The sequence below is a fragment of the Dyella sp. 01N36 genome (assembly GCF_056399745.1).
Map to the genome: position 1 here is coordinate 33,243 of NZ_JBFTRY010000009.1, position 25,579 is coordinate 58,821.

At 61.2% G+C, this 25,579-nt stretch carries 26 protein-coding genes; 12 read left to right on the forward strand and 14 right to left on the reverse strand.

Annotated elements, in window-relative coordinates:
* Positions 1 to 117: 117 nt before the first annotated feature.
* A complete protein-coding gene (gene rho, locus AC1DMG_RS03890) occupies positions 118 to 1,878 on the forward strand; it encodes a transcription termination factor Rho (RefSeq protein ID WP_477180190.1) in 1,761 nt (586 codons plus the stop codon).
* Between the two features lie 78 nt (positions 1,879 to 1,956).
* Here the strand turns inward: rho and AC1DMG_RS03895 are convergent, their stop codons facing one another.
* Positions 1,957 to 2,217, reverse strand: a complete 261-nt coding sequence (locus tag AC1DMG_RS03895) for a GlsB/YeaQ/YmgE family stress response membrane protein (RefSeq protein ID WP_441605008.1) — start codon at positions 2,215 to 2,217, stop codon at positions 1,957 to 1,959.
* Positions 2,218 to 2,682: 465 nt separating this feature from the next.
* Here AC1DMG_RS03895 and AC1DMG_RS03900 point away from each other — a divergent pair, with 465 nt between their 5' ends.
* The gene (locus AC1DMG_RS03900; RefSeq protein ID WP_441605009.1) at positions 2,683 to 3,459 is read left to right on the forward strand and encodes a hypothetical protein; all 777 of its coding nucleotides are present in this window, start codon (positions 2,683 to 2,685) and stop codon (positions 3,457 to 3,459) included.
* An 88-nt stretch (positions 3,460 to 3,547) separates the two neighbouring features.
* Here AC1DMG_RS03900 and AC1DMG_RS03905 read toward each other — a convergent pair whose 3' ends face one another.
* The 4 genes from AC1DMG_RS03905 to AC1DMG_RS03920 form a co-directional block, all read right to left on the reverse strand.
* Positions 3,548 to 4,165 carry an OmpA family protein gene (locus AC1DMG_RS03905; RefSeq protein ID WP_477180191.1) on the reverse strand — a complete coding sequence of 206 codons (618 nt, stop codon included), beginning with the start codon at positions 4,163 to 4,165 and terminating at the stop codon, positions 3,548 to 3,550.
* Positions 4,166 to 4,415: 250 nt separating this feature from the next.
* The gene (locus AC1DMG_RS03910) at positions 4,416 to 4,664 is read right to left on the reverse strand and encodes a hypothetical protein (protein ID WP_441605011.1); all 249 of its coding nucleotides are present in this window, start codon (positions 4,662 to 4,664) and stop codon (positions 4,416 to 4,418) included.
* Between the two features lie 95 nt (positions 4,665 to 4,759).
* Positions 4,760 to 6,415: a methyl-accepting chemotaxis protein gene (locus AC1DMG_RS03915; RefSeq protein ID WP_441605012.1), complete on the reverse strand. Its 1,656-nt coding sequence runs from the start codon at positions 6,413 to 6,415 to the stop codon at positions 4,760 to 4,762.
* A gap of 134 nt (positions 6,416 to 6,549) precedes the next feature.
* Positions 6,550 to 6,945: a GFA family protein gene (locus AC1DMG_RS03920; protein ID WP_441605013.1), complete on the reverse strand. Its 396-nt coding sequence runs from the start codon at positions 6,943 to 6,945 to the stop codon at positions 6,550 to 6,552.
* Positions 6,946 to 7,071: 126 nt separating this feature from the next.
* On the opposite strand from AC1DMG_RS03920, the gene AC1DMG_RS03925 reads away from it, so the two are divergent.
* On the forward strand, positions 7,072 to 7,914 hold the full coding sequence (locus AC1DMG_RS03925; protein WP_441605014.1) for an endonuclease/exonuclease/phosphatase family protein: 843 nt from the start codon (positions 7,072 to 7,074) through the stop codon (positions 7,912 to 7,914).
* Positions 7,915 to 8,199: 285 nt separating this feature from the next.
* Here AC1DMG_RS03925 and rsgA read toward each other — a convergent pair whose 3' ends face one another.
* The 4 genes from rsgA to AC1DMG_RS03945 all read right to left on the reverse strand — a co-directional run bounded on the left by rsgA (position 8,200) and on the right by AC1DMG_RS03945 (position 11,290).
* On the reverse strand, positions 8,200 to 9,249 hold the full coding sequence (gene rsgA / locus AC1DMG_RS03930; RefSeq protein WP_441605015.1) for a ribosome small subunit-dependent GTPase A: 1,050 nt from the start codon (positions 9,247 to 9,249) through the stop codon (positions 8,200 to 8,202).
* Positions 9,250 to 9,638: 389 nt separating this feature from the next.
* Positions 9,639 to 10,157: a PH domain-containing protein gene (locus AC1DMG_RS03935; protein WP_441605016.1), complete on the reverse strand. Its 519-nt coding sequence runs from the start codon at positions 10,155 to 10,157 to the stop codon at positions 9,639 to 9,641.
* Positions 10,158 to 10,241: 84 nt separating this feature from the next.
* Positions 10,242 to 10,595, reverse strand: coding sequence for a YciI family protein (locus AC1DMG_RS03940; RefSeq protein ID WP_441605017.1), 354 nt, complete (start codon positions 10,593 to 10,595; stop codon positions 10,242 to 10,244).
* 50 nt (positions 10,596 to 10,645) lie between these two features.
* Positions 10,646 to 11,290: a glutathione S-transferase family protein gene (locus AC1DMG_RS03945; RefSeq protein WP_441605018.1), complete on the reverse strand. Its 645-nt coding sequence runs from the start codon at positions 11,288 to 11,290 to the stop codon at positions 10,646 to 10,648.
* A 112-nt stretch (positions 11,291 to 11,402) separates the two neighbouring features.
* On the opposite strand from AC1DMG_RS03945, the gene AC1DMG_RS03950 reads away from it, so the two are divergent.
* Positions 11,403 to 11,990, forward strand: coding sequence for a TetR/AcrR family transcriptional regulator (locus tag AC1DMG_RS03950; RefSeq protein WP_441605019.1), 588 nt, complete (start codon positions 11,403 to 11,405; stop codon positions 11,988 to 11,990).
* On the opposite strand, the gene AC1DMG_RS03955 is transcribed toward AC1DMG_RS03950, so the two are convergent.
* From AC1DMG_RS03955 to AC1DMG_RS03965, 3 genes are all read right to left on the reverse strand, one after another.
* The gene (locus AC1DMG_RS03955; RefSeq protein ID WP_441605020.1) at positions 11,977 to 12,492 is read right to left on the reverse strand and encodes a hypothetical protein; all 516 of its coding nucleotides are present in this window, start codon (positions 12,490 to 12,492) and stop codon (positions 11,977 to 11,979) included. The two genes, AC1DMG_RS03950 and AC1DMG_RS03955, sit on opposite strands and share 14 nt — an antisense overlap.
* 74 nt (positions 12,493 to 12,566) lie before the next feature.
* The gene (locus AC1DMG_RS03960; protein ID WP_441605021.1) at positions 12,567 to 14,051 is read right to left on the reverse strand and encodes a hemopexin repeat-containing protein; all 1,485 of its coding nucleotides are present in this window, start codon (positions 14,049 to 14,051) and stop codon (positions 12,567 to 12,569) included.
* 569 nt (positions 14,052 to 14,620) lie between these two features.
* Complete coding sequence (locus AC1DMG_RS03965; RefSeq protein WP_441605022.1) at positions 14,621 to 15,151, reverse strand: DUF6630 family protein; 531 nt, start codon at positions 15,149 to 15,151, stop codon at positions 14,621 to 14,623.
* 131 nt (positions 15,152 to 15,282) lie between these two features.
* Between AC1DMG_RS03965 and AC1DMG_RS03970 the strand changes: the two genes are divergently transcribed.
* From AC1DMG_RS03970 to AC1DMG_RS03990, 5 genes are all read left to right on the forward strand, one after another.
* Positions 15,283 to 15,972, forward strand: a complete 690-nt coding sequence (locus AC1DMG_RS03970; protein ID WP_441605023.1) for a hypothetical protein — start codon at positions 15,283 to 15,285, stop codon at positions 15,970 to 15,972.
* Positions 15,973 to 16,149: 177 nt separating this feature from the next.
* Positions 16,150 to 17,466 (forward strand): lysozyme inhibitor LprI family protein, encoded by a 1,317-nt coding sequence (locus AC1DMG_RS03975; RefSeq protein WP_441605024.1) that lies wholly within the window; start codon positions 16,150 to 16,152, stop codon positions 17,464 to 17,466.
* Between the two features lie 174 nt (positions 17,467 to 17,640).
* Positions 17,641 to 18,468, forward strand: a complete 828-nt coding sequence (locus tag AC1DMG_RS03980; RefSeq protein WP_441605025.1) for a restriction endonuclease — start codon at positions 17,641 to 17,643, stop codon at positions 18,466 to 18,468.
* A 110-nt stretch (positions 18,469 to 18,578) separates the two neighbouring features.
* Entirely contained in the window at positions 18,579 to 19,415 is an 837-nt protein-coding gene (locus AC1DMG_RS03985; protein WP_441605026.1) for a hypothetical protein, read from the forward strand.
* Between the two features lie 401 nt (positions 19,416 to 19,816).
* A complete protein-coding gene (locus tag AC1DMG_RS03990) occupies positions 19,817 to 20,101 on the forward strand; it encodes a HigA family addiction module antitoxin (protein ID WP_441605027.1) in 285 nt (94 codons plus the stop codon).
* A gap of 39 nt (positions 20,102 to 20,140) precedes the next feature.
* Here AC1DMG_RS03990 and AC1DMG_RS03995 read toward each other — a convergent pair whose 3' ends face one another.
* Entirely contained in the window at positions 20,141 to 20,989 is an 849-nt protein-coding gene (locus AC1DMG_RS03995; protein ID WP_441605028.1) for a YbbN family protein, read from the reverse strand.
* Between the two features lie 12 nt (positions 20,990 to 21,001).
* On the opposite strand from AC1DMG_RS03995, the gene AC1DMG_RS04000 reads away from it, so the two are divergent.
* Complete coding sequence (locus AC1DMG_RS04000; protein WP_441605029.1) at positions 21,002 to 21,103, forward strand: hypothetical protein; 102 nt, start codon at positions 21,002 to 21,004, stop codon at positions 21,101 to 21,103.
* Positions 21,104 to 21,320: 217 nt separating this feature from the next.
* Here the strand turns inward: AC1DMG_RS04000 and AC1DMG_RS04005 are convergent, their stop codons facing one another.
* Complete coding sequence (locus AC1DMG_RS04005) at positions 21,321 to 21,806, reverse strand: hypothetical protein (protein ID WP_441605030.1); 486 nt, start codon at positions 21,804 to 21,806, stop codon at positions 21,321 to 21,323.
* A 254-nt stretch (positions 21,807 to 22,060) separates the two neighbouring features.
* On the opposite strand from AC1DMG_RS04005, the gene AC1DMG_RS04010 reads away from it, so the two are divergent.
* On the forward strand, positions 22,061 to 23,347 hold the full coding sequence (locus tag AC1DMG_RS04010) for an HlyD family secretion protein (protein WP_441605031.1): 1,287 nt from the start codon (positions 22,061 to 22,063) through the stop codon (positions 23,345 to 23,347).
* On the forward strand, positions 23,344 to 25,563 hold the full coding sequence (locus AC1DMG_RS04015; protein ID WP_477180027.1) for a peptidase domain-containing ABC transporter: 2,220 nt from the start codon (positions 23,344 to 23,346) through the stop codon (positions 25,561 to 25,563). The genes AC1DMG_RS04010 and AC1DMG_RS04015 overlap by 4 nt, the downstream gene beginning before the upstream one ends.
* The last annotated feature ends 16 nt before the right edge of the window (positions 25,564 to 25,579 follow it).

Consider the following 25,579-nt stretch of genomic DNA (forward strand, 5'->3'; position numbering starts at 1 on the left):
GCCGCGGACCGGGTGCTAGATTCGATCCACGTTCGTCGGGACTGTCCTGTCCCCCGCGCCATCCGCGCGACGCAACCCTCCCTCCTTTTTTCAACGGCGCCCCGCAGAGGTTTGCCCGTGTCCGATATCGAAAGCAAAGATTCCAACGACGCCAAGAGCGCCGACGCCAAGCCTGTGGCCGAACCCCGTCCGCGCGCACCGCGCAAGTCCGCTGCCGCCGCTGCTGCCCAAAAGGCCGAGAAGCAGGCCCAGCTGGACATGCCGCCGCTGCCGCCGATCGAACGAGCCGCACCGCCAGCCGTCGAAGCCTATGCCCCGCCGGCTCCCGCACCCGCTGCCGATTCGGCACCTGGCGACGGCAACCAGCGCCAGCCGCAGGAGGCCCGCGAGGGCGGCCAGCAGCAAGGTGGTCAGCAGCAAGGCGGCAACCCGAATTTCAACAACCGCAACGACCGCAACGACCGTGATGGTCGTGGCCGTCGCCGCCGGCACGAGCGCAACCAGCCTCGCGGCCCCGGTGGTGGTGGTGGTGGTGGTGGCGGCCAGCCGCACGCGCGCAACAACAACGGCCTGCCGGTGGACGACGAGTACGCCGATGCCGGCAGCAACGATCGCCTGATCAACCTGACCGAGCTCAAGCGCAAGAATGCGCTGCAGCTGCTCGAATTCGCCGAGTCCCTCGGCGTGCAGGAAGGCGTGGCGCGTGCCCGCAAGCAGGACGTGGTGTTCAACATCCTCAAGGCTCATGCCCGCTCCGGCGGCGGCATCTGGGCCGAGGGTGTGCTGGAARTCCTGCMGGACGGCTTCGGCTTCCTGCGCTCGGCCGATGAGTCTTACCTCGCCGGTCCGGACGACATCTATGTGTCGCCCAGCCAGATCCGCCGCTTCAACCTGCGCACCGGCGACTACATCACCGGTCGCGTGCGTCACCCCAAGGAAGGCGAGCGTTACTTCGCCATGCTCAAGGTCGACGACATCAACGGCGATCCGCCGGAGGCGTCGAAGAACAAGATGCTGTTCGAGAACCTCACCCCGCTGTTCCCGCGCAAGGCTTTCAAGCTTGAGCGCGGCAACGGTTCCAGTGAGGACATCACCGGCCGCATCCTGGACCTGGTCGCCCCGATCGGCCGCGGCCAGCGTGGCCTGATCGTCTCGCAGCCCAAGTCCGGCAAGACGATGATGCTGCAGAACATCGCGCAGGCCATCACGTACAACCACCCCGACGCGCACCTGATCATGCTGTTGATCGACGAGCGTCCGGAAGAAGTGACGGAAATCGCCCGCACCGTGCGTGCCGAAGTGATCTCCTCCACCTTCGACGAGCCGGCCGTGCGCCACGTGCAGGTGGCCGAAATGGTGATCGAGCGCGCCAAGCGCCTGGTCGAGCACAAGAAGGACGTGGTGATCCTGCTCGACTCGATCACCCGCCTGGCCCGTGCCTACAACACCGTGGTGCCCAGCTCCGGCAAGGTGCTCACCGGTGGTGTCGACGCCAACGCCCTGCAGCGTCCCAAGCGCTTCTTCGGCGCCGCGCGCAACGTGGAAGAAGGCGGCAGCCTGACCATCATCGCCACCGCGCTGACCGACACCGGCAGCAAGATGGACGAGGTGATCTACGAAGAGTTCAAGGGCACCGGCAACATGGAAGTGCACCTGAGCCGCCGCATCTCCGAGAAGCGCGTGTATCCGGCCATCGACATCAACCGCTCCGGCACCCGCCGCGAGGATCTGCTGATCGAACCGGACATGCTTTCCAAGATCTGGATCCTGCGCAAGCTGCTGCATCCGATGGACGAGCTGGCCGCGATGGAGTTCATGCTCGACAAGATGAAGAACACCAAGTCCAACGACGAGTTCTTCAATTCGATGAAGCGCTGATCGCCCGTCGATAGTTCTACGCAAAGGCCGCCCCAGGGCGGCCTTTGTTGTTTATGGGCGCGACACGCTACGACGCCCTCAACGCATCCACTGTTTGAAAACGCGCAGCATCAAGAGCAAGGCGATGGCGCCCAGGATGGCCGTCACCACCGATGCGATGTACCCATCGCCCACGCTGATGCCGGCGAGATGGGCGAGCCCGCCGCCAAGGCATGCGCCCAGCACACCGATCAGGATGTCGATAAACAAACCGTAGCCATCGCTCTTCACCAGCACGCTCGCGAGGCAGCCAGCCAAGGCACCGAGGATGATCCATAAAAGCAGACTGTATTCCGCCACGGCCCGGCCTCTCTGATACGTCAAACCAGCGCAGCGATGTAAGCGCCACACCAGTGGGTGACCTTGCTGCGTGCCGAGGTTGCACCCCTCGAGGCTTTCCGGCGGGAAGCCAAGCGGCGGCCTAGGCTGTTTGACCTATTTCCGCGCCGCGCAGACGCGCCACCATGAGCCGGCCGCCCGGCGTTACCCAAGCAGATGCATCGTGATGTTGAGCCGGCACCCGCCGCAGCACGCGATGTCCGAATCTGCTGGGACACTGTGCGGAGCCGGCCACCGATGTGTTCTCGTCCGTTGTCAGCGGCAGCCTGTTGCAAGGCTCGCGTGGCTCGTCACCCGCTCGCTCGCGTCACTCCCCTTCCCCATCGATGTCCTGCGCGCGCATCGCCATGGCGCCGATGCATGGCCGTGCCAATTACCGACTGATCGATCCAACACCCACCGGGGATTTCCCCACAGGAGCACGCGATGAAACACACCACGCTCGGGCTGGCACTCACGCTGCTGTTTTCATGCACCACGGCGGCACTCGCTGCCGACAACACAAAGACCATGGTCGTGCGCGACTACACCGACACGGTGGCGCCGGCCGACCAGCAAGCCTATGAGGCGGGCATCAAGGCGTACAACCAGTGCCTCGCGCAGCACGGCTTCAAATACAACTGGGGCGCCTGGGTCCATGAAACGGGCGACACGTATTCCTACTCCTACGTCACCGACCCGGTGCCGTGGTCCGCGTTCGATGCGATGCGCACGGCAGGCAAGGCTTGCGACGGCGCCATCCGCACGGGCGTCAATCCTCATCTGAAGAGCGAGATCAGCGCCTTCATGGAGGTGCATCCGGAACTTAGCCACATGGCGAACGGACAGACCATCAACCAGCCTTATCTCGAAGTGATCAGCTTCAAGTTGAAACAGGGACACGAAGCGCGCGAAGCCTTCATCGACGTGGTGAAAAAGATCACCGCAGCGGCAGAGAAATCGAAGTGGCCGAACTACTACGCCACGGGCGAAATACGCGACGCGGGCGGCGATGCACCCGACTTCCAAGTGCTGATTCCTGCCAAGTCATGGGAGGAAATAGGCAAGGAACCGGCCACGCCGTTGTGGGCCATGGTCGAGAGCGTCTATGGCAAGCCCGAGGCACAGAGCATGCGCAAGTCGCTCAACGATGCCGTGCAAGAACAGAATTCGCATGTGGACAGCTACAACACCGACCTTACCTACAAGGCATCCGGCAAATAACCAGCCTGTGGTCCGACCGGTAAAAGCAAAGGCCGCCCACGGGCGGCCTTTGTTGTGTTGGCATGCGAGATACGCGAAAGCGCGTGGCTTAGCTGCTTCCTGTGCCCGCTGTACTCGCCGTGGTCCCTGCGCTCCCCGCAAAGTCCGTCACCAGCGAGACACGGCGATTGGGCATGCCCTGGTCGCCTGTCGCGCCCTTCACCACCTGGCGGTTTTTCGCCTTGCCGTAGCTCACCGCACGCACCTGGTCGGCATTGAGGCCGCCGGTCTGTACGAGGTAGTCGCGCACGGCTTGCGCGCGCTTGAGCGCCAGCTGCTGGTTGTAGCCGGCAGATCCAGCGGGGTCGGCGAAGCCTTCGGCGGTGATCACCGCGTTGGAGTGGTGATCGCGCATCACCTTCGCAAAGTCGTCGAGCCGTTGCTTGTCCTCATCACGCAACGTGCTCTGATTGGTATCGAAGTGCGCAATGGTGTCCACGCTGATGCGGCCCGCCATGGCCGTGATCTGGGTGTCGTATTGCGCAAACTTGGTGTGCATCTCCTGCGTGATCGCATCGATCTCTTGCTGTTGCTTCTGATCGTTGCTGCGCAGTTCTGCCACAGTGGCATCAAAGTCGGTTTTCTTGACGTAGCCGGTGCAGCCGCAGAGCGCGACCACGARCAGTCCGACCAGGCCACGACCGATACGAGCGCTGGTACTTGCCATGGGGTTCTCCTCTCGTTAGCGGTGCGCAAACACTCGCCGCATTCACGGCGAGCGCATTCGCTCAAGGAGTATGCACGGCAGGCGTCAAGCTGGCGCCAATGCGTAAAATTACGGGTTTGGACGTCTATTCACAAAACCGGGTCACGCGAAGACCGCAGCCAGGTCTTTCATGGCCGCAGTCCATCTCACCATGCGCCAAAAATCCAAAACACCGCATGAATACGGGCGGCAGAATGGGCACCTACGGGGCTCACGACCGCCCCGCCACCTTGCGGAAACGACGCTCCTGCACGATCCACATGCCCAGGCCATAGCCGGCGCCCGCCAGCGCGCCCCACAGCAGGGCGGACTGCGCAACGGTCAGGCGCGGATGCGGGATCACGTACGTCATGATCAGGAACATGGGGAGGCCATAGAGCAGCACCCCATTCAACAGCACATACCGCAACCGTCCCTGCGCGCGGATCCTGGCCCAACGATCGAATTCCCTGGTCTGCATGCGTGCCCCCGTAAGCCTCGCTCTGAAAGTAGAACGATGCTTGAAACGCGCGAGCGACCCATGGGTTGAATGCGGTCATCGGATTCGTTCAGAACTCAGAACTCGGTCCACACCTGATCAGCTGCAGCCAGGCCCGGCGCTGCGCTCCGTGACCTGAAGGACATCGTTGTCCCGGCTGCCCTTGCGCCAGAGGGTCGCGCCGCCGGCTCGCATGGCGCCGCGACCTGCAGGCTGAAATAGGCCACCTGATGGATCAGCACCTGGGACAAGTCCAGCGTGTTGCGGCTGGCGGCACTGGCCTCTTCCACCAGGGCGGCGTTCTGCTGGGTGACTTCGTCCAGCGAGAGCACGGCGTTGTTTACCTGCCCGATGCCCGCCGACTGTTCTTCCGAGGCCGCGGCGATCACCTCGACGATGGTGCTCACCTCGCGCACTTCGTCCGCGATGTCGCTCAACGCGCTGCCCGTGCGCTGCACCAGTGTGGCGCCCTGGGCGACCTTGTCGGCGACGTCCTGGATCAGCCACTTGATGTTCTTGGCCGCGGCACCGCTGCGCTGTGCGAGCACCCGCACTTCCGAGGCGACCACGGCAAAACCGCGGCCCTGCTCGCCGGCACGGGCCGCTTCCACCGCGGCATTGAGCGCCAGCAGATTGGTCTGGAAGGCGATCTCATCGATCAGCACCACGATCTCGCCCACTTGCTTGCTGACTTGCGTGATGGCGGCCATCGCATCGACGGCGGAATTCGCGACGTCGCGACCTTCGTCCGCGCGCTGGCGCATGCGCATGGCCATGCCACGCGCCTGGCTCGCGCCTTCGGCGTTCTGCCTGACCGTGCTGGACAGTTCTTCCATCGATGCGGCCGTTTCTTCCAGCGAGCTTGCCTGCTCCTGCGTGCGCTGCGACAGATCATCGTTGCCTTGCGACAGGTCGCGTGCGGCGGACGTCACCTGTTCGGCGACGTCGCGCACTTGCGTCACGATGCTGGCGAGCTGGCGATCCATGGCGTCAAGCGATCGCAGCGTGTCGCTGAATTCATCGTTGCCTGCGATCACCGTCGCGTTATTGAGCCTGCCTTGCTGGATCGCATTGGCCAGCTTGCGGGCTTGCTCGAGTGGACGCGAGATGGCGCGTATCAGCGCGATGGCCGCAGTAACCAGTAAACCCAGAGCGATCGCCAGCACGGCCAGCGCCAGCTGCCAGGTCTGAGTGAAGCTGGCCGCGGCGGCTTGCCTGGAGTCGGCGGCCTGCTTCGCGTTGATCATCCTCAGGCGATCGATCAGTGCCGTGGCTCGACCCATGGCGTCAGCCACCTTGGCCAGATGCAGCTGGCGTGCCTGATCGGTCTTGCCGGTATCGAGCATCTCGGCTTCGCGGCTCACCTCAGGCCCGACGTCCGCCATCAAGCTGGCCAACTCTTTGGCTACGGTGCACTCCTCCGGGCTCGAAACCATGGCTGGGTAGTACGTTCTCCAAGCTGCCGCCAGGCGCTCGTGACCGAGCTTGATTCGCGCCGACGCATCCCGCCGAGAGGGATCGATCAGCGATTGATTGAGCGCCTGGCGATCATCCACGATCGCCGCACGCATGGCACTGACCGTGATGATCGCCATCACGTTGTTCTGATACATGTCGTCGACCATGACATGCGTCTTGCGCACACCAGCCAGGCCAACCACGCCGACGACGAGCGAGAGCACCAGAGCAAGGCCCATGGTCGCGATAATTTTCAAACGAATGGTGACACGCATGCTGCCGACTCCCCGATGGATGACTCACCCTGTAGGGGAGATCGGCGGAGCAAGGGGCATCCTTGATGGGAGCTTTGATGCGCTACGCGGTAGGCATTTGCCGACGCAGCTCCCGCGGATTTTAAGCTAACGCATCACGCCATGTGTTCGATGCCATCCGGCAACGTGACCCACGGATGCATGCACTCCTCGTACACCGAAATGCTCGGCGCGGGAAAATCGGGATTGGAGAACGCACCCACCGGCACGCCCACCAGACCCTCGACCGAGTCCAGCTGGTAGTACACTGTGGCACCGCACTGCGGGCAGAAGTAGAACGTGGCCGAGCCGCCGGTTTCGCCATGCCGCACATAGGCCGTCGAGTTACCGCGTATCACCACGGCGCTTTCGTGAAAGCGCGCCTGCACGCCGAACACGCTGCCGGTGCGCCGCTGGCAGGCGTTGCAGTGGCAGATGGAGACGCGCAGGGGCTCTTCGGTGGCCCGGAGCATCAGCTGGCGGCAACTGCAGGTGGCAACGCGCTGTGGCATGGCGGGCTCTTTGAGGGCGGCGAAGATGCGGATCGACGCGCGCACTATACGCGGCCCTGTGCGTCCGGGCTGCCCCGCCAACGAACGCTCATGCTACGGTCGGCGCACTACCCGCGGAGCCCTTCCATGTCCCCGTCCCGTGCCTGGCTAGTCGCCACCTTTGCCATCCTGTCCACCATCGCCAGCCTGCCCGTCGCCGCGCAGAGCCTGCGCGTGATGAGCTTCAACGTGCGGGTACCCGTGGCGGCCGATGGCCCCAATCGATGGGAGGCACGACGCGACCTGATGGTAAGCACCATCCGCGAACAACACCCTGATGTGCTCGGCACGCAGGAGCTGCATCAGGAACAGGGCGACTACATCGTCTCCAAGCTGCCCGAATACACCTGGTTCGGCATCGACCGCCACGGCGGCCACAGCGACGAGCACATGGGCGTGTTCTATCGCAGTGACCGATTGACCCTGAAGGACTCCGGCAATTTCTGGCTGTCGGATACTCCCGAAGTACCGGGCAGCATCACCTGGGGACATCCCTATCCGCGCATGGTGACCTGGGCTTTGTTCGAAGACAAAACCACGCACCGCTCCTTCTACTACTACAACACCCACCTGCCCTATCAGGAGCAGGACGAACCGGCGCGGGTCAAAGGTGCCAAGGAAATGCTTGGCCGTCTTGCCAAGTTACCGGCGAACGCGCCCTTCATCCTGACCGGCGATCTGAATACCGATGCCAGTAGTCCGACGTATGCTCTGCTGACCAAGGAGTTGGTTGATACGCGAGCCGTTGCTTCCAAGGTTGAAGGGCCTGAGAAGACATTTCATAACTTCACCGGCAATCCGACGGAGCGGATCGATTTCATTCTTGAGCGGGGCTTCAAGCCGACGCATTTTGCGACGCTGACCACGCAGAAGGATGGGCGGTATCCTTCGGATCATTTTCCGGTGGTGGCCGACCTCAGCTGGAAATAGTGCGTTAGATCCCGTGTAGAAGCGCACTTGTGCGCGACCGGGATGCATCACGGCGTGGCCTGTCGCGCACAAGTGCGCTCCTACAATAAAGAATCACAGCCGGCCGGGGCGCGATCCAGCACCGCCCCAGCTTCGCCATCACGTCAAACTTTTGAACTGGAGATAGCAGAGCCCCTCTCCTTTGTAGGAGCGCACTTGTGCGCGACCACGATGCGTTGCGGTGTTACCTGTCGCGCACAAGTGCGCTCCTACAAAAGGAATCTCTGAACGCCATGGCGCGATCCATCACCGCCCCAGCCTCTCCCGCTTCGCCTTCATCACCTGCTTTGCCATCGCACCAAACTGACGACTTTGCTCACGCTGCTCGCGCAAGGTCTGCCTGGTGCGCATCGCTTCGCGCTGCAGCTTGCGATAGTTGTCGACGCGTCGTGCATCGAGCGTGCCCTCAGCCAGCGCTGCTTCCACCGCACATCCAGCATCGCCGTGGTGATGGCAATCACCAAAACGACATTGCGAGGCAAGCGCCGCGATGTCCTCGAACACCGCATCCAGTTCCGGATGCGCGGTGGCAAGACGCAGCTCACGCATGCCTGGCGTATCGATCACCCATGCCGCGGAAGCGGTGGGAAACATCTCCCTCGCCGTAGTGGTGTGACGCCCGCGAGCATCGTCTTCGCGTATTCCCGAGGTCCGCTGCGAAGCCTCGCCGATCACCCGGTTGGTGAGCGTGGATTTGCCTACGCCGGACGAGCCGACGAAAGCCACCGTCTTGCCCGGCGCCAGCCACGGCGATAGCTGCGACACTGAGGCATCGTCCAGCGCGTTCACCGCAACAACGGCCACGCCAGGCATCAACTGCTCCGCCTCGGTCACATAGCCCGACACCCCTTCGCCGAGATCCGCCTTGGTCAGCACGATCACCGGCGTCACGCCCGCATTGAGCGCCAGCGTGAGATAGCGCTCCAGGCGCGACGGGTTGAAGTCGTCATTGCACGAGGACACCACAAACAGCACATCCAGATTGGCCGCGATCAACTGGCGCTGATGATCGCCACCCGCGGCGATACGCTCGATCAGCGACTGGCGATCCAGCACGCGCAGCACGCGATCCGCATCGTCCGCGAGCCATACCCAATCACCCACCGCCACGCCGGCAACGAGATGATGCGGCAGCACCACCGACGCCTGCCCGCGCGAGGACAACACCGTCAGCCCGCTGCGATGCACCGCCAGCACACGCGCGGGATAACCGGCCTCGAAATCGGCCAAGGTCAAGGATTGTGCGTACTCAGCGCGCCAGCCGAGCTGGTGCAGCGAAAACGTCTCTAAAGACATGGGAAACACCCTGGAAACAAGGAAAACGACGGCCACGCAAGAGCGGCCGAACGAAGTGCCGGGGTGCGAAACGAGGAATGAAGCGCCAGCCAGCCGAGGGCTGGCAGAAACATCAGAAGCGCGTCGACCCGGCAGAGGCTGCAGCTACAACAATCATTGTTCTTTCCTCCTAAGGCTGGGTTGACGGGACGCGCAGAGTAGCCACGCACAGCGGCCGTTGCAAGTACTTATTTTCGTTAGACGTTACGCATAAAAGAGCGTCCACCCCGGTATTGCAACACACGTGCCGACCCTGGGTTTTCAAGAACGCACGCCCGAAAACGCAGAAGGCCGGCTCATCGGCCGGCCTTCTGTATCGGTGCTGTGACAGCACCTCGTGACGCCATGCGCTACATCTGCTCTACCGGAAGCACGCGACGACGCGAGCGCTCGCGCAGTGAACAATCGCGCAGCGTATCGGCCATCGCCTCCAGATCCGGGATGCCATACAAGTAAACGGACGTCATGCCCGCATCCGACGAATGCAGGTGCACCGTGCTATAGCCCAGCATGCGCTGCCCCAGCGGCTTGTGCAGGTCGATGTGGTCAACACGGAACAATTCCAGGTTGTCCTGCATCTTGGAAAAGAGCCCGCGCTCGATGCGCACGCGTTGCGTGGTGATGGTGAAACGCGTGGAGAGGCTGCGTATCCAATAGACCAGCAAGGCGATGCCGAGGGTGATCACGATCAGCACGTACTGTCCCGCCGAATACACCACCGCCGGATGTCCCTCGAACAGAGTCCGTTCCGTCGTGGCCTCACGCGCCGCCACATAGGCATCGATATCCGTACCGCAGAACCGGCACTTGTGCGCCGTGGCCATGATCATCTCGCCACAGGCCGGACACGGCTTACGCTGCTCGTCCATCTCACACCCCACTGGTTAGTCCCGTGGGGATTATGCGGCCTGCGGCGACAAACTGGCTGAGCGAACGAATAACCCCGCCCCGACTTACCCTGGCAACGGCAGGCACTCCATGATTTCCACCGAATCGCCCGGGAAGATCGAAAAATGCGGGTGGCCCTCGAACAGCTTGGCCGCCGCCTCCTGCGATTCGGCCCGCACCACGGTGTAGCCCGTCATCTGATTGCGGATGCCTTCGATGCCGCTCTTGGATGCGCGCAGCGTTTTGCCGAGCGGCGCTCCGACGTCGACGATGGCGTCCTTGTGCGACTGCACCCAGGCGCCCCAGGCCTGGATGCCCTGCTGCGTGCGCGCCTGCCGCTCCGCGTCGCTGAGCTCATCCCAGCCCGATGCCTTATGGGTCGCTTCCGAGCCGATATAGACCGCGAGAAACTGTTTCATGATTGCCTCCAGGGTGGATGGACGGATGGTGCCAGGGTCGCGTTGCAGTACTACGCCAGTGCGTCGGCTTTCTTCGCGGTTATGGCTGGCCAGGGATCGGCCCAGGCCGGCAAGCGCATCAGCCCATCGAGCCAGCGCACCACGTTCGGATAATCACCAAGCGGCATGCGCGAATGCCGCCACTCGCACGCCATCGAAGCGAGCTGGAAATCGGCGATGGTGAGGCGGCTGCAAGCGACAAAGTCTCGGCCCTCCAGGTGCTGGTCCAACACGCTGGCAAACCTCTTCAGCTCGGGAATCACTGCCGCGATCTCCGCCTCGTCAGGCTCGCCGATATGGAAAGTGGCCTTCACCACATGCTCGAAATAGAACGGCGCCACCGCACTCGCCCAATGCTGGTCGTTCCATGACAGCCAACGCAGCACTTCCACCTGTTCGGCGGGCTCGTGCGCGGGCCACATATCCGAACCCTGCTTGATGCACAGATACGCCATGATTGCGGACGACTCCCACAGCACCGTATCGCCATCGACCAGGGTGGGCACCTTTCGATTGGGATTGAGCGCCGTATAAGCCGGCGTCTTCAGACCGCCGCCCATCAGGTCGAGCTCGATGCACTGCGCCTCGATGCCCAGATGCTTGACCAGCGCCAGCACACGGCGCGGCGCCTGGGCCTTGATCCAGTAGATCTTCATGCCTTCCTCCGCTGCTTGGTTGGGTTGCCGGCGCCCACCTTACCCCGCCGCAAAATATGTTAAAGAACATAATTTGAGAGCCTGCTATACCTGTCCCACGGAGGTTGCAGCCATGCCTTACAGTCCCGAACACAAGGTGCAGACGCGGGCACGCGTGGTCGAATCCGCGCGGCGCCTGTTCAATCGCCACGGCTTCGAACAGGTCACCATCGACCAGGTGATGGCCTCCGCCGGGCTCACCCGCGGCGCCTTCTATCACCACTTCGACAGCAAAGACGAACTCTACGCCGCCGCCGTCGCCAGCTTCACCACCTGCAATCCGTTCGCCGTGAAATCGGCGCAATCGGCGCCGGCCATCGACGATCCCAAACAGATGGCGCGGATGTTGATCGATCTCTACCTCAGCGATGAAGTGCTGGAGAACATCGACATGCATTGCCCGCTCTACGCACTGCCTTCGGACGTGGCGCGTGCCGGGCTGGAACCGCAGCAGGCCTATACCGATCTGATCCGCGGCATGCGGCACATCTATCGCGTGGCGCTCGACGGCATGCGCGATGCGGACCGGCGCGCCGACGCCATGGTCTCGCTATGCGTGGGCGGCATGGTGCTGGCACGCACCACCAATGATCCGCAGTTGCGCACATCGTTGCGTGCCTCGGCGCGGCATCAGGCRCTGGCGTTGCTCAAGACGGAATAGCGTCCCTGGGCACATTCGCGTCGATCCAGTGGATGATGAACTCATCGAGCGCCACCCGCTCGGGAACCTCGATGCCTGCCTCGCGCACGAACGCGGACGCCGCCTTGATCAGCGACTGGCGCGAAAGGCTGCTGGCCTGACGCGCAGCGGCCTGCTTCTGGCGCAACTGCACGATATGCGCCGAGGGTTTCCCGGGCTTGGCGTACTTCTGATAGCGGCGCAATTCGTCGGCGGCCAAGGTGGTATCGAACGCCGCCTGCAGCGTGGCCCTGCGAGCCTGCAGGAGTGCCATCAGAGTCTCCGTGCGGGCGTCAGCTTCGCCCTGCCCCGGCAGCACGCGTGCGAGCGCAGCGGGAGCCTCGGCTCCCTGCAAGGCTGCGAGAAAAGCGGCATAGGGGAAGGGTGCGGTCGTAATCATGGCGATGGCCGGATGCAGATGGCCTCGCACGATACGCGCTTGCGCCACGAACTGCGATGAAGCCGGTCGTATGGCTTCATCCATCGCAAGCGGCTCTCTTTTAAGGAAACGCCTGATATCGCCGCGCAGGCAGGTCAAGCAAGCCGACTGTCATCGATTCACAGCTTGTGCTGCGCCCCCTTGGGCAACACCAGCTTGTGCTCGATCTTGCCGACACGATGGATCACCTTGCCGCCGGCACTGAGTCGGAACGACTGGGTGAAGTTGTGGCTAGGCGTATCGGGCAGAAAGCTATAGGCGCTATTGGCCGCCTCCACGGTCTTGTACGTCCAGTCCACGCACTGCGGCTCGGTGTTCAAGATCGACATCAGATTGGCGGCCGAGTAGGTCATAGTGCCCGCGCCTGAGGAAAGCATGGTGGTGGCGCCGTTGATGTCGCCCACGAAGTTGACCTGAAACGCCACGATGGGCGCGAGATTCTGTGCAGGCTGACCGCTCAGCGATACGGTCTTGTTGCCTATGGTGTGGCCGTGATTGTCGATCAGAGTGAAGGTGACACCGTTGATGTTGTCCGCGGCATCATTCGACAGGCTGATGATGATCTGATAGCCGGCAGGCAAGGTATTGCTCGGCAGATTGGCCAGCCGCTGCAGGATATTGATCACCTGTTGCTGCTTGTTGTGCCAGTTGTCCACGATGCACAACATGCCTGGCGACGTATTGTCGGGAATCAGCAGCACGCAATACTGCTGCGCGCCGTCGTATGCGCCGCTGGCCGAGTACGCGTTCAGTTGAAAGCCGAAGCCATTGCTGCCCGTGATGTCGGTGTCCACGATGATGTGCACCGAGAGCCCGCGCAAATGATTGCACGAGACAAACCAGGGAAAATCGGGTATCGCGCGTATCCTCTGCTTGACCGCCTCACTCGCCGAAACCCGCGGCCCCGGGCTATACAGGAAGTAATTCGAATTGCTGCCCAGGCCCGCCTGTGGAATGGCTGCATATGGGCCTGCGCTGTTGAGCGCCGCGCTGATGCCGTTGCGTCCGAAATTGCCCCAACCCCAGTTCGGCGAAATGGGTTTCGGATAACCCGCATCCACCGTACCCGCACCTTCATCGGCGCGCGTGACGCGTATGTACTGATCGCCCGCAAAGAAGTAGCAACGCGAGCCGCTGTACAACGCCGCGTCGATGCCGTTCTCGCCGAACGATCCCCAGTTCCACACCGAGATGGGTCGCGGATAACCCGCGTCCACCGTGCCGGGCCCGGTTTCGCCGCGGGTCACTCGTATGTATTGCTTGCCTGAGAAGAAATAGCACTTCGAATTGCTGTATAGCGCCGCATCGATGCCATTGGCCCCGAACGCACCCCAGCCCCAGTTCGGCGCAATCGCCCGCGGATAACCCGGGTCGATCGTACCGGGCCCCGTCACGCCACGCGTGGTGCGAATATATTGGCTACCCGCAAAGAAATAGCACTTCGAACCACTGTAGAGCGCGGCGTCGATGCCGTTGGCACCGAACGACCCCCAGCCCCAGTTCGGCGAAATGCCGCGCGGATATCCGGCATCCACCGTGCCCGGACCGGTGTCGTCACGCACGACGCGGATGTATTGGTTGCCTGAAAAGAAATAGTCGTACACGGCAGCTCTCCAGCAGAGGCGCGCGGCCTCTTGCGAGCAGATATTCCGTTGACCCACGGTCCGCATGCTGCGGAGGAAGAGCGTCGAGCACGCAAACGCCCTGTTCGAATCACGGCGGAGATTAGCGCCGGCGCCGCGCATGCTCCATAGCGCATAAGCGCTGTAGTCAGGCGTTTTACTTAGACCGTTTGATCGGCGAAAACCCCGCGAGGCCATGCGCCGCGAAATGGCCTCGGCATCAGCAAGAACATGCGATGCAACTGCGATGCCTGGCTATACGTATCTCAACGAAAGCGCGTATCTCGGTATCGGTGGCCGTTGAAAGGGTGAGGCACGTCAGTCGCGCACAGGGTGCGCTCCCACAAAGGCTTTTCTTGGTGAGTGGTGTTTCATGGTGGGTGGTGTTTCGTTGTCGGCGACATGTCGATGTGGGAGCGCCTCCCCTGTGGGAGCGCACCCTGTGCGCGACGCTCTTCATCACGCCGCTCGATTCAAATCACGCCCCACACCGGCCACAGCACAACCCAGGGCTGTTACTCAAACGAGAACACCGCACATGCATTCCGCGCTCAACCGATCTCGTTACCGCGATGCAGATGAATCCCCAACTCCGGCGCCAGCTCCCGCATCGGCTCGATATCCCGGCTCAACGACATCCAACCCGCCACGCTGTCATCGTCCGTATCGCGCACCCATAGCGTGTAACCGTGCGGCGCGAGATTGTCGTAAGCGACGCCAAGCAGATCCGCGGTGTCGATATCGGCGTGGTATTCATCCTCGTCCGTATCGCCATCCCAATCGATGGTCAGGTTCCAGCGAGCGGCAAGCTCATCAATCGCCTGCACCAGCGCCCGCGTGTCGCCGGCATCCACATGGAACGTGGCCCGCCAATCCGCCACCTGCCCCACCACCTGCGCAACATCGATCTCATCCTCCGCCAACTCCGCCACCGCCTCGCGATACCCCGCGAACTGCTGAAACGCCGCGTCGTCATCGCCGGGATTGATCAACAGCAGAAACTGCCAGACGCGCGCGTCGAGCGAGTCGTCGTCATCGTCGAAGGGCTGGGTGGTGTCGAAATCGTCGTCGGAGGAGTTCATGGCGGGGCGTCCAGGGTTAGGGAGGCATCATCTCACTCAAACGGGCCGCCGAGAACCGCAGCCTGCCTGGGTTCGCGTGGCCATAGGCACGCGAGAGGCCATATGCTTGGCATGAACCAATAGGGGGAGCTATGGATTCGGCGACACTTACTTTTTCTGCCTTGAACGAGCGCATCGACGCCCTGCCTGACCATGAGAGCCTCGCGATAGCACCGACGAGGCGCCAAAGGTGGGGTTTCATTCTCGGGTTCAGCGCTGGCTTTATCGGTCTCATTGCTGGAAAGGCGATGCCAGACTCGACCTGGACTGTCGTCTTCACTGCGACCATGTTGACGATCGAAGTCGTGGCGCTGGCCGTTGCGCTCATACCGCGTCGACCGTGGCGCATTCCCGGTTTTGCCAAGGAGCGGCGCCAATTCGCTGAGCAGCTGGATTTCGATCAACACCACTACGATCGCCTCGTCGCGTGGATCCGTGCCTTTCCAAGGGCTCGTATTGAAGCCATGGGGGAGTATGCGTCACGTCGTCACGAACTGCTGAAAGACAAGTACCCGCTGCTTTCGGGTGGCCTGGAAAAGCTAGGCGCGCTACCTGTCGTAGCGGCGCTCTATCTGCAGTTCAAAGACCTTCACTGGCCGCCTCACCCCACGTGGCCGGAACTCATTCTCGGATTCGCTTTGGTTTCGCTCTACTGGGCCAGCCTGTTAGTTGCCAGCGTCCGCTTTCGCGCGCAGCTGTTCGTAACGCTTTTGACGCGAGCGATGGAATCGGCGGACGATCTCAACCAAGAGTCAGCCTCCGCGACCTCGGTCCTTTCTTAGCAATATTTCGAGCACGCCAAGGTAGTGCAAGTTGCGGCACGCGCCTCTGTGCCTTTCCTCACAACCATCTCCCTCTGGTGCCTCCAAGTTGCCTCAATGAGGGCTTCGATATGGCCTCAAAAAAATGTGAGACTTACGAATCGGCCCCCAGGGATGAGCACCATGTGGCTTAGGCGAATGACGGCTTTGGTTCTTTGCAGTCTCAGCGGACTCGCCGCAGCGGCGGGTATTAGTTGCGACAAGGCCTCGAACTCGATTGATCAGGCGATCTGTCAAAGCCACAGGATCTCGGCCCTTGATGAACAGATGGGCCAGGCCTATGCGGAAGCGGCACAACGGGCACGCGGCGAGCAAGAGAAGCTGCTGCGCGACCAGCGACACTGGCTGGCAGAGCGCAACGAGCTGATCCATGGGCTGATTGGCGAGAAGCCCTTGACCACGAAAGAGGACCGACTGGAGAAGCCGCTGGCTCGCTTCTATCAGGATCGCATCGCGTATTTGAGCCACGTGTTTCGCGACAGAAAGGATGCTTCGCCACTACTGACCGCTATCGCAAGCAAGCTTTCCAAAGACGAGGACCGTGGCTATCCCAAAGACCCTTGGAATTCACTTGGCGGCGACGGCTCCATCTTCCTTGCACCTCAGGAGGAGGGGGCCGATGCGAAAGATGTCGGCTCCAAGATCCCTGTTGATCCTGGCAAGCCGCTAACGGATTTGATCAACGAGCTCGTCGACAACGGCGACACGACGAGGATCACGCTGGCAATGCTTCCCGATCTCGGCATAGGCGGCATGTACACGGTGGCTGGCACGCTGCATTGCGCGAACTGGGCGCTTTTCACTTGGCGCGGCCGCACATTACAAGCTCTTATGACACCGCATGTTCTGCAACAGAACTGCTGGACGACCCAAGGAACCATTGTCTCATTTCAGGGAGCGACACACGCCCTGTCGCTCGGAATCGCTCTGACAGACTCCACCATCCGGACGCAGGCGCTGACCGGTGGCAAGTGGATCGCGCCGAACCGGTTGGAAGTGCGTTACGACTATGAATTGCAAAGCCCACAGGGTTTCTGCGCCGAGGACAATCCGCGCTGCAGCGACCTGATCGCACTGGCGAACACCTATGTCGCTCGTTATGACCGCAGCCGGATACCAGAACTGCTGTCTGCCACTGCGCTGTCTGATGAGGAGGCGGCCAGCTATGCCACCATGCAGGCATCCATGGACGATCAGGGCGGAGTGCTCCCCACGTTTGGCCAGACAATCAACGATGGCTACAGCGCTTTCGGCGATGGCGCGATTACCTTTCCCTTGCGCTGGCACGGCGAAGTGCTACTGGGAAGGATCAGCCGGGCGAGCCTAGGTTGGCGCGTTGGAGACAACTGGCTAATCGGTCTCTGGCGATTGTCGGGGCAATCGTTGGAACCGATCGTGGGCGTGCGTGTGCCCGTCGTGCGAACGGGTTATTTGCACTCTGCGATTGTGCCCTAGAAATAACATCCAGACTGCTAGGCAAAGGTCTGGCAAAGCCGAAGGCTGTCTAACAACGGGCCAATTTAACTTACCCGCCCCATTCATCCCAAGAACGCTGCGCCAATCGGCCACTTTTGCTCGCGGCCTGACCCCCTGTATGTTGCAGAGAATTGCGGCACAAAGGGGAGAGCCGTGGCTAAGCGCAGGGGAAGCGGGATTGAAACTATTTCATTCATGCCATGGCAAGTGGGAATTGTGCTTGGTGTGATTGGATTCGTGGTCGTCCGGTACAGTATCGGGTGGATGGTTTCATCCAGCAATAACCCAGTCTTAGCTGGCATTGGGAAGGCCAGTGCCGCCGGTTCATTTGCACCCATGGCCTGGGTAGTCCTACTTGGGTGTTGGATCGGTGCGGTTTCATCTTTTTATCGCCAGCGATACCGCAAACGACTACTCGAATCCCAGACCGGTCTCGAAAGCGTTCGCGCCATGAGCTGGCAAGCCTTCGAGCAGTTGGTCGGCGAGGCCTTCAGGCGACAGGGCTATGCTGTCGAAGAGACAGGTCTTGGTGGCGCGGACGGCGGTATCGATTTGCTCCTGCGCAAGCAGGGAAAAACGGTGCTGGTGCAGTGCAAGCAGTGGCGGTCAAGACAAGTTCCCGTCACCGTGGTTCGCGAGATGTTTGGCTTGCTCGCGCATCACAACGCAAGCAGCGTGATCATCGTTTCCACGGGAGACTACACCGCGGATGCCCGCCGGTTCGCGACGGGCAAGCCTATCGAATTGATCAATGGTGATCAGCTCCTGGCGATGGTTCAGAACGTGCAAACGGCCGCTACGCCCGCGCATCAGGAGCCGGCGCTCGCGACGGCGGCGGCGAAGCCCTCCGGCGTCGCTCCAACATGCCCTACTTGCGCATCGGAAATGATTCGCCGCGAAAATCGCCGCACGCACGAAGCATTTTGGGGATGCCCGAGTTATCCGCGTTGCCGAGGCACGCGAGTCATTTCCCAAAGCTGATCTCGCAGCGACTACTTACAACTTAGGACCTATCGTTCCCCTCCAACACTGGGTGCTAGCGTTGCGCGCCACATCAGCGCTTCGCATTCCCACCTAATTGGAGACGGGCCATGACGACCCTTTACGCTTGGGCCACGCCGGCTTTCTCGAGCGACTCGCCCGTCGACCACACGTTTGTCACTGATTACGACAACCGGATCGATCCGTATAAAAGCATCAAGGCTGTAGAGAAAGCTCAGGCGAACTACTGGTACTGCTGGGGCGACTTTCACTGCCAGGGCGAAAGCTCAGAACAGCCCCAGGGTTATCTCGGCAGCGCCAGCGGCGACTTTGCGTTGGCGCAGTGCCTGTGCCTTCCCAACAAAGAGTCGGACAGTATCCCTCCGCAAACCCGGCCCAACGCCTGCGGCACGATTTACTACTACGGCCTGGATGGGGTCTGCCACCAGCTAGCCAATCAGGTGCTCTGGGCCACGGGTGGCACGGGCACGACGCCGTTGACGGTGGCGTTGGCGCGGGGCTACCGTGCCAGCAGCTTTATCTATGGCGCGTACGGCATCCTGCATCACGACTGGAACGCCAATATCTCGCGCTGCGCGGCTCCTCCTTCGTCTCCAAGTGCGGTCAACACCATGGACGCCAACGACGACTTCGCCATCCACGCCCAGCGGGTGCTGGCGTCGCTCAATGCGTCGGAGAAGCTCGCACCCCTGCTGGCATTGCGTGACAGCGTGCGGAAGGAGCAGCTGGCCCAGAGGGAGGCCGTTGTCAAAGGAGAGGTCATGCCATCGGCAGAGGCTCTGAATGCGCGCAACCAGGCCTACTTTCAGCGCGCGGCGGCGTTGCTGACCAGCGCGGAGTTCGAGGCTGTCTTTGGATTCGCACCCAATCGGACGATCGATCTGGTCGATCCGACGATTGCGCGCCAGCCAGCGGGCAAGGCATAACTGGATAAGGGTGCGGGGCGGACGTTCGAACGGGTTTGATGCGGTAAGAAACGTACAGCCGCGTACGTTCAACCGCCGCAAAGCACTCGATTACGCGGCAGCCGGCAGCGAATCTTCTGAAAGTGCACGCCAAACGATATTTCGTTCGATATGCGTCGTGTTTTTACGACTTACTAAGACTCTTCTGATGGTGGCGCAACAATCGGTCGCTTAATCTGAACCTGCTCCCGAGTTGTCAGGACAACCCGGCCAAGCATGCGACCGCCCTACTGGCGGAGCACCAACGGCCCGTCGAGCGACGGGACTGGCTGGACTGATGGGCGGTCGCGTTTGCGCCGCCCATTTCCTTTTTTGGGGCTGCCTCTCTGGCTGAATCAGGGTCTGGCATTGGGAGTAACCCGATGAACCGCATGCACAACCCGGCGCATCCCGGCGAGGTGCTACGGGAGTATCCGGGCGATATCACCGTCACCAGCGCCGCACAAAAGCTTGGTGTCACCCGTGTCGCGCTTTCCCGCATTCTCAATGGTACCAACGGCATTTCCGCCGACATGGCGCTGCGCCTGGAAGATGCTCTGGGCACCAGCGCCATGATGCGGGCGGAGATGCAGGTGCGATACGACCTGTGGAAGGCCAGCCAAAAGAAGCGCCCAAAGATTCGGCGTATTCATCTTTCTACGACTTGAACGCCCTGGCGTCACGCACGGGCCAAACCGCCTTGTCGGTCACTGCAGCCCCAGCTTTTCCAGCTCCTTGCGCAACGCCCGCTCGCTTTCGTCGCCGGGTCCCCACCCGACCAGCTTGCCCACCTGTCTCCCGTCCCTGAAGAAGTAGAAGGTCGGCGTTGACCACGTGTCGATGGCCTTCCAATCGCTTTGCCGATAGATGTAGTTCATGCGGGCAAGCGGATGCATGGCGTTCCAGGCGGCGACGTGGCGAGGTTGCATGCGGCCGTCCTGGGGCATCAGCCAACGGGCGTGGCTGGCGAAAATGGCCTTCAGACGGGGATCGGCTTCGATGGCCGCCACCGCATCGCGGGAGAAGTGGCACTGCGGGTGTCCGATCACCACGATATCGACTGCGCCGCTCAACCGGATGGGCTGCAGACTTGCCGACAAGCCGTCGTCGGTCAGGATCAAGGCAGATGGTCCCCGGCCGTCGGCCAGCGCACCAACGACGGTGGGAGCAGGATCGCTGCTCGCCGTCGGCCAGCTGGCAAGCACCGCATGAGCAGCGTCGAAATCACGCACGCTTATCAGCGCCACGTACAAGTCCTGGTAGTGACGCACCCCATCAGCATGCAGCGCACGCAGCCGATCGAGATCGGCCTGCATGTCCCGAACGTAGCGCTGGTCGAACGTGTAGAACGCCGTGTCGGAGGCGGCACGGAACAGCAGATCAACCGAGTCCTCGGTCAGCTCCTGCAGGATTGCCGATTCCTGCTGGTCCGCGATGTTCGTCGAATAGAGTTCAACGATGGCTGCCGGACGGGTGGCCGACGGTAATGCATCCAGCGCGGCCTCTGCGTTGTGGAATCGGTCGTAGCGCTGATCGATGGCGGCGGCCTTGGGCAAGCCCTGGCCCGCATGGCCACTCGCGAAAAGGAGGACACCGACAAACACGAGCACGAAATTTGCGCGCATCTTCATTGCCATCTCCAGTGTGATCAATGCTGGAAAGACCACTAGCGAAATATTCCGGCCTGCGGCTCAACGGCTAGCGCCGGAGTCGTACGGGATACCACTGGGGATTTAAACCAACCATTCGCATAACACCGATTGAGATGTAGCGATTGGTCCCTTCGTGAGTAGGTTGATAACCGCGGCAAAGTCGATCTTCAGAGTCAGGGTCATTTCTGTACGCGAGAGTAGTGAGCCTGAGCTGACCCGAGTTTGACGGACACCCTCACTCAACGGCTTCAACCTTATACAACTGAGTCAAACGCTCGGGGTTTACCTCCATATCGCCCACAAAGACCCCGTATCGCATGACCTCGCGATAGACCCCTTGATGCTTCGACTGTTGAGGCCAGCGAAACTCCAGCACGCAGCCTTGAGACGTCACCTGGTACCTTGTCGATACGTAAGGACGGCCATCATAGGTTTGCGTGGAGCTTCCCAGCAGCCTCAAGCTGGCGGTTGATTTCTCGGAACACAATTTGTTCTCGACAATCACTAGAGGCCCATCTGCCATCTCGCCTTTCTGTTCCACCGTCCAAATCCGATCAGCACCGGCGTCCTTCATGCTGATGACAGCGCCGATCCTGATGAAGCACCAGTTCCGGGTGCCTATTTCGCAGGTCAGCTGCGGTGTCGCTGGAAATGAAGGCGACGAACTCGCATCAGGGAATCCTGCTGCAAGTGCCACGGCAAGAAGGATTGATGAACTCATTCGCAGGTCGTCTCCATCGCAGTCACAGTAGTGGAAATGGAGTCACGCTTACTCCCAAAGCGGCGCGAAGTGAACCTGACTCCGTTTTGATCCTTGTTAGGACTCGTCCGATAGCCAAGCCCTGGCTGCCGAAATAAATTCTAAGCCAACTATGCGGAGCGTCCTTAAGCGAGATATCGCGGCAACTTTGAGATAGGTCTCATTGATCGTACCCGCGGAATAGATTTAGCGTCGAAGGCAAGACCTTTCTACGGATGGATCCACATTTGGCTGAGCACGCGTTGTTTCGGCGAGAGGTTTTGCAGGCGCGGGCACCCGCGACCGTCGGCGCTATTCGTCTCGCCACGCCACTATCACACCGCGTATGGGCCGCTCTTGGGGTGTGCTTTGCCGCCAGTCTGTGCGTGTGGCTTGGAGTGGGACACTACACGCGGCGCGAGCGCGTTGTTGGCAACCTGACGCCCCAGGCGGGCCTCCTCACCGTCTCGGCGCGAGTCCTCGGTAACCTCGCAACGGTACATGCTACCGAAGGCGCGACAGTACGCGCGGGGGATGCGCTGGCCACCATCAGTACTGAGCGCAGCAGCGCCACCTTTGACGATACGGCGGCGGACATTAGCGCGCAGTTGCGTCAGCAACAGGAACGCTTACAAGCGGACATCGACGGCGCGCAGAAGCTGGCGGGCGTGCAGGCCAGCGAATTGCGTAAGCAGATCATCACCTTTGACCGTCAATTGGTCCAGGTGAATGCACAGATTGCGGTGGAACGGCGCCAAGTAGCCGAGCTATCGGCCCTTCTGTCCCGCTTCGAGGGCCTCGGCAACAAGGGCTATGTGTCGGTCATTGAGGTGCAGCAGCAGCGCAACCAAAAGGCCAATGCAGAACAACAAGCGCAGGCGTTTATGCGCCAGCGTGTGGAGCTACAGCAACAAAGAGATAGCGCGCGTAACCAGTTGAACGAACTGCCGCTCACGACAGCCGCCAAGCTCAACGACCTGCATCGCCAATTGGCGCAAGTCAATCAGTCGCTCGCACAGAACGAATCCGAGCGCACCTCAGTGTTACGCGCGCCCGCCGACGGTGTCGTATCTGCTGTACTGGTCAAGCCGGGACAGACGATCACGCCAGGCCAAGCCGTAGTGTCGCTGGTGCCGAAGGACTCGGTGTTGCAGGCGCAATTGTGGGTGCCAAGCAAGGCAATTGGCTTTGTACATACTGGCACGTCCGTCGTGCTCCGCTACACCGCCTACCCTTACCAAAAGTTTGGGGCGCAGCGCGGCACCGTGACGGCCGTCTCACGTAGTGCCCTGACGCCCGCGGAACTAGCCGCGGTGCTCGGTCAAGCCTCCGCGCAAGAATCGCTTTATCGCGTCGATGTGGCATTGCCTGCCCAACACATTGACGTGTACGACCAGCCGGAAAGCTTGAGGCCCGGCATGGCGGTGGAAGCAGATTTGCTGCTCGAAGAGCGCCGCATGGTTGAATGGATCTTTGAGCCGCTTTATGGACTCGGTCGCCGCTCTTCGGGTGGTCACGCATGACGCGAGCAGTGGCCACCGATAACAAGGAGGTCATCCTGGCTGCGCGCAGCCCGGTGGCGTCACCGGTCGACGACGCCGTAGCAGGCCCCTTACTAAGTTGGCGGCGGCGGCTGCCGATGATTCGGCAAACCGAGGCGGCCGAATGCGGGCTCGCATGTGTCGCCATGATCGCGGCGTACCATGGCCAGCATCACAGCCTGCAGACACTGCGGCGGCGCTTCGCTACATCGCTCAAAGGTATGACGCTGACGCAGTTGTTGGCAGTAGCACATGGGCTGGGTTTGAATGGCAATCCAGTGCGGCTAGAACTAGACGAAATGCGGCAATTGTCAGTGCCATGCATCTTGCACTGGGATTTGAATCATTTTGTGGTGTTGCACAAAGCAACCGCGCGCGACGCCGTGATTCATGATCCAGCGGCGGGCGAGCGCCGGCTGAGCTATGACGAACTGAGCAAGCATTTCACGGGTGTAGCCATCGAGCTTTTTCCGTGCCCTACGTTTGAGCGCAAGGCGCCGGCCACGGAGATGTCGCTACGTGCCCTGACGGGCAGCGTGTCGGGATTGAAAGGCGCGTTGCTGACAGTATTCGCCTTGGCACTGGCGTTGGAGCTGTTCGGCTTACTCGGACCGCAGTTCATGCAAATCACAGTGGATAACGTGATCGCCGATGGTGATCACGACCTTTTGATGTTTCTTTCCGTGAGCTTCTTGGTGCTTCTGGTGTGGCAAGTCGGGCTATCGGCGGTACGTAGCTGGACAGTGGTGTGTCTGAGTACGCGATTCAACCTTCAATGGACAGCCAACGTTTTTCAGCATCTATTGCGCCTTCCGCAAGCGTACTTCTTGAAACGCCATCTGGGCGATGTGGTGTCCCGCTTTGGCGCCATCGGGGTGATTCAGCAAACTCTGACGACACGCGCAGTGGAGGTAGTGCTGGACGGAATCATGGCGTCGCTCACGCTGGTGATGTTGTTGCTGTATAGCCCACTGTTGACGGCGCTCACCGTTGCCGGCTTGGCGTTGTACGGCCTATTTCGCGCGCTTACTTATCGGTTTTATCGCGAAAAGAACCTCGAGCAGGTTGTGCTGGCCTCCAGGCAGCAGAGTCAGTTCATGGAAGCTGTACGAGGCGTGCAAACCATTCGCCTTTTTAATCAAGTACCCCAACAATCGGCGCGGTTCATCAACGCCACCACGAACACACTCAATGTTGGCGTGCAGGTGCAGCAGTTCGGCCTTGTATACGGTTCGCTGCAAGGCCTGTTGAGCGGTGCGCTACGGATTGGCCTGTTGGGCACAGGGGCACGGTTAGCACTGGACGGCCAGTTCAGCGCGGGCATGCTGATGGCATTTCTGGCCTATAGCGACCAGTTCATCAGTCGGGCCAGCAACCTAGTCGACTACGCCATCGAACTGCGCATGTTGCGCATCCAGGCGGAGCGGTTAGCCGACATCGTTATGACGCCCACGGAGGCAGATACAGATGGTACTTACATCGGTCCGCTGCCGGCCCCGTCGCTGTCATTCGACTGCGTGAGCTTCCGCTACGCCGACGGCGAGCCGTGGGTGGTGAATGATTGTAGCTTTCATATTGAGGCGGGACGGTCTGTTGCGCTGACCGGCCCTAGCGGCTGTGGCAAAAGTACGCTCGCGCGCTTGATGTTAGGCCTGGTCGATCCCGACCGCGGGCACATATACGTCGGCGGCATCCCGTTGAAGAGTTTGGGCAAGTCGACGTTCCGGCAGATGGTCGGTTGCGTGATGCAGGACGACGCACTTATAGCGGGCTCCGTTGCCGACAACATCAGCTTCTTCGCTGAAGACGCTTCGCAAACGCGAATTGAACAAGCAGCGCGGCTGGCCCAGATTCATGACGACATTGCGGCCATGCCGATGGGCTACCACACGTTGTGCGGGGACATGGGCGCTGCGCTGTCCGGTGGCCAGCGTCAGCGCTTGCTGCTCGCGCGTGCCCTGTATCGCAAGCCACACATTTTGATTCTGGACGAAGCGACCAGTCACCTTGACGTGGCATGCGAAAGACGCATCAACGCCATGCTGCGTGAGCTAAACATCACGCGAATCTACGTGGCTCACAGGCCAGAGACGATTGCGGCAGCGGATTACATCCTGGCCGTTGAAGATGGGAGAACTCACGAAACCGAGTGCGCGCAACCTGAAGAGCGCACAAGCCAAAGTGAATTCGCCCGATAGTTCTCGCCCGCAACGG